The following is a 7,661-nucleotide window of genomic DNA, read 5'->3' as shown; positions in this document are numbered from 1 at the left end:
TGGCGTACTCTTCACGCGAGAAAGGTAAAGAAACCTGAAACATGGAGCCACTCGACTAACGGGACCGAATTGTTGGGACATCGGCGGTCGAGGGGATCGAGCCGAGTGTCCTGCCGCTTGCCGACCGGGTGTGAAATTGTCATGATTTACTTGGCAACATTCATGACAATTATCGGTCAATGCATCGACGATGATAGTAGCATCGTCGCTCAGCGTGCCGTCAAAGGCTTTATTGCATCATGACAATCGACCTGACGCCCTTCCTCGGCGGGCACGGCCCCAAATATCTTTCCATCGCTCGCGCCCTCGCCGAGGCGGTTCGCCACGGCGTGCTCTCTCCCGGCATGCGCCTGCCGACCCATCGCGAGCTCGCCGAGACGCTGGGCGTCAGCGTGCAGACCGTTTCCCGCGCGTACGAGCAGGCCGAGAAGAGCGGCCTCGTCCAGGCGCGGGTCGGCAGCGGCACCTGGATTCGCGATGCCGAGGGCGATTCCGAGAACGAGTACCTGCGCGCGCCGGCTGCCGTCACCGACGCCGCCCCCATCGACCTGTCGATCGCCCATCCGGTCTGTCCGCCTTCCCACCATCGACGCTTTCGCGAGGCGTTGGCGGAACTCGCCAGGACCGCCCATGCCGACGTGATCGGCGCCTGCCGGCCGATCGCCGGCCTGCAGCACCAGCGCGAGCGCGCCAACGCCTGGCTGAAGGAACGTCTCGGCGTCCCTGGCGAGGCCGATGACCGGCTGCTCTGTAATGGCGCAGCCCATGGGCTGATGCTGGCCATCGCCACGGTGGTCCAGCATGGCGATATCGTGCTGACGGAGATGCTGACCGATCACGGCCTGATCGCGCTGGCGCGCACGCTCGGTTTCCAGCTCCACGGCGTGGCGATCGACGATCAGGGTGTCATTCCCGAGGCGCTGGAGGCGGCCATCGTCAAATACCGCCCGCGAGCCGTCTGCCTGACCCCGACCCAGCTCAACCCCACCGGTGCGACCATGGAAAACGCCCGCCGCGACGTCGTGGCGGAGATCCTGCTGCGTCACGATGTCTGGCTGATCGAGGACGACGTGCATGCGCTGCTGGAGCCCGCGGGCCTCAGGTCCCTGACCGCCAGGCTGCCCCAGCAGAGCTTTCACGTCACCAGTCTGACCAAGGCGACCGTTCCCGGACTGCGAGCCGGCTATCTCAGCGTGCCCCGCGGCCAGATGCACCACACCTTGCCGAGGCTGCGCGCCACCAGTTGGATGGCCACGCCGCTGGTGTTCGAACTGGCGGATTACTGGCTGGCCAGCGGCATGGTCGATACGCTGGCTCACGAACAGCGCCAGTTGCTGGCAGAGCGGCAGCAACTGGCGGCGCGCAAGCTGGCGGGGCATGCCATCGAATCGCGCCCCAGCAGCCTGCATATCTGGCTGGCGCTGCCGGAGCCGTGGCGGGCGGAAGAGCTTCAGCAGCAGGCGCGCCAGGAAGGTGTCGCCATCACCACCGCCCAGCCGTTCCTGGTCGAGCAGTCCGCCATGCCGCGGCGCGTGCGCATCAGCCTGGGAGCCGAACCGGATCTGGCACGCCTGGCCAGCGGCCTGGACGTGCTGAGCCAACTGCTGGGCGAAGCGCCGCCACCGATGCTGGAGATCGCGTATTGAGAGCGACGAGCGGAAATTTCTTTCGCCACGCACAACCTGCCATGATGACGAGACATGACCACACAGCGACGACGGAGCCGAGATGCGAGTCCTGATCTACCACGATGACGCCGAGCAGTGGCGCAACATCCTGCTCGAGCGCCTGCCGGACGCCGAGATCCACGTCGCGGCGGACAGCGGCAACCCGCAGGTGGACTACCTGGTCGCCTGGAAGCCGCCGGCGTCGGTGTTCGACGAGCAGACGGCGCTCCAGGGCATCGTCAACCTGGGTGCCGGGGTGGATGCCCTGCTGCAGAACCCATCGCGGCCCCGCGAGATCCCCATCGTCAAACTACGCGACGCCGGCATGGGCGAACTGATCGGCGACTACGCCCGCTACGGCGTACTGCATTTTCAGCGCGATTTCGACCGCTATCGGCGCCAGCAGGCGAACAGCGAATGGCGCGAGGTGCCGGTGGTCGACAAGCCCGACTGGCCGGTTGGTGTCCTCGGCCTAGGCGCGATCGGCACCCGCGTGGCCCAGATGCTTGCCGCCGATGGTTACCCCATCCACGGCTGGAGCCGCTCGCCCAAGCAGATCGAGGGCATCGCCTGCCATCACGGCGATCGCGGTCTCGATACGCTGCTGCGCCAGGTCAAGACGCTGATCACGCTGCTACCGGACACACCGGCCACGCGGCACATCATCGACCGCGATAACCTGGCCAAGCTCCCCGCTGGCGCCAGCCTGATCAATCCCGGTCGCGGCACCCTGATCGACGAGCCCGCCCTGCTCGACGCACTCGGCGAGGAAGAGTCCGAAGGTCGCCTGCGCGGCGCCCTGCTGGACGCCTTCCCGAGTGAACCGCTGGCGGCGGACAGCCCGCTATGGCGCCACCCACGCATCCTGATCACCCCGCACATGGCCGGGCCGACGCCGATCGGCGCCGCCGCCGATCAGGTCGCCGATGCACTGGACGCGATGTCGAAAGGCAAGGCGGTCGAGACCGTCGATCCCGACGCGGGGTATTGAGTGCAAGGCACGAAACCAATCATGTAGCATGCTAACAAGATGGCTTAAGACTTTCGTCTTGAGTAGAATCCCCGATGCTTATCAAAGGGGATTCGAGGGATGAGACAAACAAACCGGGTATCCAGGCCCATCAGCGCCCTGCTGATCGTGGTCGGCGCCGTCTTCGCCATATTGGGATTGGGGCTCGCGATCGGCGGCGCCATGCTGATCGGTCGCGGAGGCAGCTGGTATTACTTGCTGATGGGTCTGGCGCTAGCTGCCACGGGCATCGAAATCGTTCGCGGTGGCACCAAGGCACTGGCCATCTATTTGATTGCCTTCATTGCCACCATCATCTGGGCGTTCTGGGAAGCGGGGCTGGATTTCTGGGCGCTGCACGCGCGTATCTTCACCTTCCTGTGCGCACTGTTCCTGCTGCTGCTGATTCAACCGCTGATCCTGAAGCGAGCCGGCCTTCAAGCCAACAAAGGCATCAGCCTTGGCGCTGCCGCCGTCGCACTGATCGCTATCGTCGGCATGACCTGGGGCATGTTCCAGCCCCATGGCATCCACAACAGCGTCGCCGCCACCGGCGAGACCCCGGTTACCGATGCCACCCGTCAGGTGGACTGGGATCACTACAGCTCGGACGGCAGTGGCAATCGCTTCGCTGCGCTCGATCAGATCAACCGAGACAACGTCGACTCCCTCGAGGTCGCCTGGACCTTCCATACCGGCGACACACCGCTTAGCCCCACCGGGGCGGGTTTCGAGGATCAGCAAACGCCGCTGCAGGTCGGCGATTCCGTTTATCTCTGCACGCCGTCCAACACCGTGATTTCGGTCGATGCGGATACCGGCGAAGAGAAATGGCGCCATGAGTTCCCCACCGACACCAAGACTTGGGTGCGCTGCCGTGGACTGGCCTATTTCGATGCCGACGAGCCGGTCCAGCAGCCGACGTTGGGCGATGCCTCGCCGGTTCCACAGCCGTCCCTCGCCGCCGATGCCACGGCCTGCCGCCGCCGCATCTTCATGAATACCATCGACGCCGTTCTGGTCGCCCTGGATGCTGAAACCGGTGAGCTGTGCCAGAGCTTCGGCGACAACGGCCGCGTCGATCTCAAGGCCGGGTTGGGCGACGCCAAGGCACCGCTCTACTCCCTGACGTCGCCGCCAACGGTAGCGGGCACCACCGTCGCCGTCGGCGGCCGCGTGGCCGACAACGTCGCCCTCGACATGCCCGGCGGTGTCATGCGGGGTTTCGATGTCATTACCGGCGAGATGCGCTGGGCGTTCGATCCCGGCAATCCGCAGGATCGGGAAGCGCCGGCCCCCGGTGACAACTACGTGCGCTCGACGCCGAACGTCTGGGCGCCGATGACCTACGACCCGGCTTCCAATATCCTCTTCATGCCGGTAGGTGGCGCCGCCATCGACCTCTGGGGTCCGGAGCGCACCCCGGAAGACGAGGAGTACGGCGCGACCATGCTGGCGCTCGACGCCACCACTGGCGAGGAGAAGTGGCACTACCAGACGGTCCACCACGATCTGTGGGATTACGACGTGCCGATGCAGCCGACGCTGATCGACTTTCCCGAAACGGATGGCTCGACAACCCCGGCGCTCACCTTCGGCAGCAAGGTCGGCCAGATCTTCGTGCTGGACCGGTTGACCGGAGAGCCGCTGACCGACGTTGTCGAGAAGAGGGTCGAGCCCGCGACTATCCCCAACGAAAAGTACTCGCCGACCCAGCCGGTCTCCGTCGGCATGCCGCAGATCGGTGCCGAGCACCTGACAGAAGCGGACATGTGGGGCGCCACGCCGTTCGACCAGCTGATGTGCCGCTACATCTTCAAGGGCTATCGCTACGACGGGCTGTTCACCGCGCCGGATACCGACTACTCGCTCTCCTACCCGGGCTCGCTGGGCGGTATGAACTGGGGCGGATTCTCCTACGACCCGACCTCCCAGACACTCTACGTCAATGACATGCGCCTGGGCTTGTGGGTCCACATGGAACCGCAGGACAAGGATGCCGCCGCCTCCCAGGGTGGCGAAGCGGTCAACGCTGCCATGGGTGCGGTGCCGCTCAAGGGCACACCCTACTCGGTGGTCAAGGACCGCTTCCTGTCTCCGCTCGGTATTCCCTGCCAGGAGCCGCCGTTCGGCAGCCTGACCGCGATCGACATGAAGACCCAGAAGGTCAACTGGGAAGTCCCGCTGGGCACGATCCAGGACACGGTGATGTTCGGCACCAAGCTGCGCATGCCCATGCCGGTCGGCATGCCGACCATCGGCGGCTCGCTGACGACCCAGGGCGGCCTGACATTCTTTGCCGCGACCCAGGACTACTGGCTACGCGCCTTCGACTCGGCGACTGGCAAAGAAGTCTGGAAGGCTCGCCTGCCGGTCGGCAGCCAGGGCACGCCGATCTCCTACGTCTCGCCGGAGACCGGCAAGCAGTACATCCTCATCTCCGCCGGCGGTGCCCGCCAATCCGCGGATCGCGGCGACTATGTGATCGCCTACGCTCTGCCGGATAACGACTGACGTCGAAGCGTCTGCCATGACCGATCAACGGGGCCTGCGGGTCCCGTTGTCGTTGGCACGGCCTGCCGCCCTCCCCGTAAGCGCGCTGGCGCCATACCAGTAGCACTGACCGGCCCTCGGCCTCCGGCGGCATATCGAGATGAGGTCCACAAATGGCACCTTTGGGAACACCGTCAGCAATTCGGCGTCTGATGTCTCACTCGACTGAACGTGCGAGAACCGCCCCACTGAAACACGTTGCAAGGGAAACCATGTCACTCAACTATCGCCAAGCGTTCAAGGCAACGGCCGCACTGGCATTGGCCTGCTGGACTAGTCTGGCACTGGCCGCACCGACGCCGTTCACCGCCCACTATCGACTCGATATCAGCGGCTGGCCGGATGCGACGATCACCCACAAGCTCTCGCACCTGGGTAATGACTTGCAAACCGGCGATGTCTGGGAGAGCGACATGCGAGCGAGCATCAAGGTCGCCAGCGGCGAGGAACGCGGGCGATTTCAGCTCGATGGCGATCGCGTGCAGGCGCTGGACTACACCAGTGCCTACTCGCTGGTGGGAATCGGCGACGACTATCATCTGGACCGGTCCCAGTTGCAGGCGCTACCGGACCGCCAGACCGCCCTTTTCGATCTCTCGCGCAAGGCGCCGGGTGCCCGCTGCGCCAGCACTCAGGTCTCGCCCTGCCAGCTCGACTATCAGAATCACAAGGGCAAGACGGAGATGCTCTACTACCGGGTGGTCGATCGTAGCGACATCGAGACGCCCGCCGGCACGTTTCCGGGCGTTACCGTGGACACCTGGGACCCCGACAAACAGGGCCGACATCTCTATTTCACCTTTCACCGCGAAATCCCCGGCCTGCTGCTCAAGATGCGCTACGTACGCGACGACGAGGAACGCAGCCACCTGACCCTCACCGATCTGACGCTCGCCCCCTCCAGCGCAGCCCCGGCAAGCACCAACGGCGGATAACCGGCCAGCCGTTCTTCCCTCTTCAGCGCGTATCCTCTAGAGTTCATTGCCAATCACGGGCGCCGATTCATCGGCGTCCGTTTTTTTCGTGCCGCATCGTTGTCGGTGACTCATGGGTTCGCTTCGGGAGAGGTCATGCTGCTGGGGTTGTTGTGGATACTGCTGCCATTGATCGTGGGCTACCTGATCCCCGTTCACCAGGCTTGGATTCGTCAGGCCATCGATCGCGGCGTCAGTGCCTCGGTCTACGTGATCCTGCTGCTGATGGGCATCAGTCTGGGCGGGATGGAGAACCTGCTCGGGCAGTTGTCCCGCATCGGATCCACGGCACTGATCCTGTTCCTGGTGATCTCGCCGATCAATCTGCTGGCGCTGGCATGGTTATCGCGTCAACGGCTGGCTCGCCGTCAATCGCTGGTGGACAGCAAGGACAACGCCGCGCCCGCCGGCAAGCTGCAGGCGATGCTGGGCTCGCTGCAACTGGCGGGTGTGGTGCTGCTCGGCGTCATCATCGGCGCGGGCGCCCAGCTGCTGGGATGGCACCTGGCCTCGCTGGCGGAAACACTGGCGACCTGGGCGCTCTACGCCCTGCTCTTCCTGATCGGCTGCCAGCTTCGCAACTCCGGGCTCGGACTGCGCCAGATTCTGCTCAACCGATTGGGGCTGGCGATCGCGGCGACCGTGTCCGCGAGTTCGATGCTGGCGGGGCTGATCGCGGCACCGCTGCTCCAGTTGCCCTGGAACGAGGGGATGGCGATGGCCGCCGGGTTTGGCTGGTACTCGCTCTCCGGCATCCTGATCGGCGACCAGCTCGGCCCGGTGCTCGGCGGCGCCGCCTTCTTCAACGACCTGGCCCGGGAACTGCTGGCCTTCCTGCTGGTACCGCTGTTCATCCGTCGCGCCATGCCGCTGGCGATCGGCTATGCCGGCGCGACATCGATGGATGTGAGCCTGCCGGTGATCCAGCAGTACGGTGGCATCACCTGCGTGCCTCTGGCGATCGTCAGCGGGTTCCTGCTGTCACTGCTCTCCCCACCGCTGATCCTGCTGTTGCTATCGTTTACCTGAGCCAAGGCTCGCTGGCCTCGCCGGGCGCCCAGGCTTATCGACGACTGGCTGGAAGCCGCCAAGGATGCGATAGGCAAGCCCAGGCTCGCCATGCGGATCTTGTGGTAACCTTCGATACCCGCCATCGCGCCACTTGCCACGCTGACACCAGAGCCGATGATCTTGCTCCAGTCGGCGCCCTCCTCATCGTCCACGAAGGCGCCTTCTTGCCAGGAGACGATCAGGCTCCATAGCACCAGGCACGCACCGGCGACTTGGCCACTGCCCTTGTGGGCGCTGAGCAGGGTGTTGCCGATATCGCGGGCGTTCTGCGCCAGATCACCCAAGCGCTGCTGTTCATCCTCCGGCGTATAGCTGCCTGGCAGCGCGGGAGGTTCGCCACTCTCCCCCGTCACCGCTTTGATATCCACGTAGACCGGCAAGGCAATG

The 7,661-nt window shown here is 64.9% G+C and carries 5 protein-coding genes; all 5 read left to right on the top strand.

The features are described from left to right. The first annotated feature begins 239 nt into the window (after nt 1–239). The 5 genes from Q0602_RS23815 to Q0602_RS23795 all read left to right on the top strand — a co-directional run bounded on the left by Q0602_RS23815 (nt 240) and on the right by Q0602_RS23795 (nt 7,232). The gene (locus Q0602_RS23815) at nt 240–1,646 is read left to right on the top strand and encodes a PLP-dependent aminotransferase family protein (RefSeq protein ID WP_295035988.1); all 1,407 of its coding nucleotides are present in this window, start codon (nt 240–242) and stop codon (nt 1,644–1,646) included. 82 nt (nt 1,647–1,728) lie between these two features. Next, a complete protein-coding gene (locus Q0602_RS23810) occupies nt 1,729–2,658 on the top strand; it encodes a glyoxylate/hydroxypyruvate reductase A (protein ID WP_298848595.1) in 930 nt (309 codons plus the stop codon). 99 nt (nt 2,659–2,757) lie between these two features. Then, the gene (locus tag Q0602_RS23805) at nt 2,758–5,190 is read left to right on the top strand and encodes a membrane-bound PQQ-dependent dehydrogenase, glucose/quinate/shikimate family (protein ID WP_298848593.1); all 2,433 of its coding nucleotides are present in this window, start codon (nt 2,758–2,760) and stop codon (nt 5,188–5,190) included. Between the two features lie 251 nt (nt 5,191–5,441). Beyond that, nucleotides 5,442–6,164: a hypothetical protein gene (locus Q0602_RS23800; RefSeq protein WP_298848591.1), complete on the top strand. Its 723-nt coding sequence runs from the start codon at nt 5,442–5,444 to the stop codon at nt 6,162–6,164. A gap of 135 nt (nt 6,165–6,299) precedes the next feature. Next, a complete protein-coding gene (locus Q0602_RS23795) occupies nt 6,300–7,232 on the top strand; it encodes a lysine exporter LysO family protein (RefSeq protein ID WP_298848589.1) in 933 nt (310 codons plus the stop codon). Nucleotides 7,233–7,661: the final 429 nt, after the last annotated feature.

The sequence above is a fragment of the uncultured Salinicola sp. genome (assembly GCF_937921195.1).
GTDB lineage: Bacteria > Pseudomonadota > Gammaproteobacteria > Pseudomonadales > Halomonadaceae > Salinicola.
Note: the sequence above shows the minus strand (reverse complement) of the source record. Positions and strands in the feature narration are given on the sequence as shown.

Coding starts and splice junctions, on each gene's coding strand:
- Q0602_RS23800 (WP_298848591.1), top strand. CDS start 5,442: ATGTCACTCAACTATCGCCAAGCGTTCAAGGCAACGGCCGCACTGGCA.
- Q0602_RS23815 (WP_295035988.1), top strand. CDS start 240: ATGACAATCGACCTGACGCCCTTCCTCGGCGGGCACGGCCCCAAATAT.
- Q0602_RS23810 (WP_298848595.1), top strand. CDS start 1,729: ATGCGAGTCCTGATCTACCACGATGACGCCGAGCAGTGGCGCAACATC.
- Q0602_RS23805 (WP_298848593.1), top strand. CDS start 2,758: ATGAGACAAACAAACCGGGTATCCAGGCCCATCAGCGCCCTGCTGATC.
- Q0602_RS23795 (WP_298848589.1), top strand. CDS start 6,300: ATGCTGCTGGGGTTGTTGTGGATACTGCTGCCATTGATCGTGGGCTAC.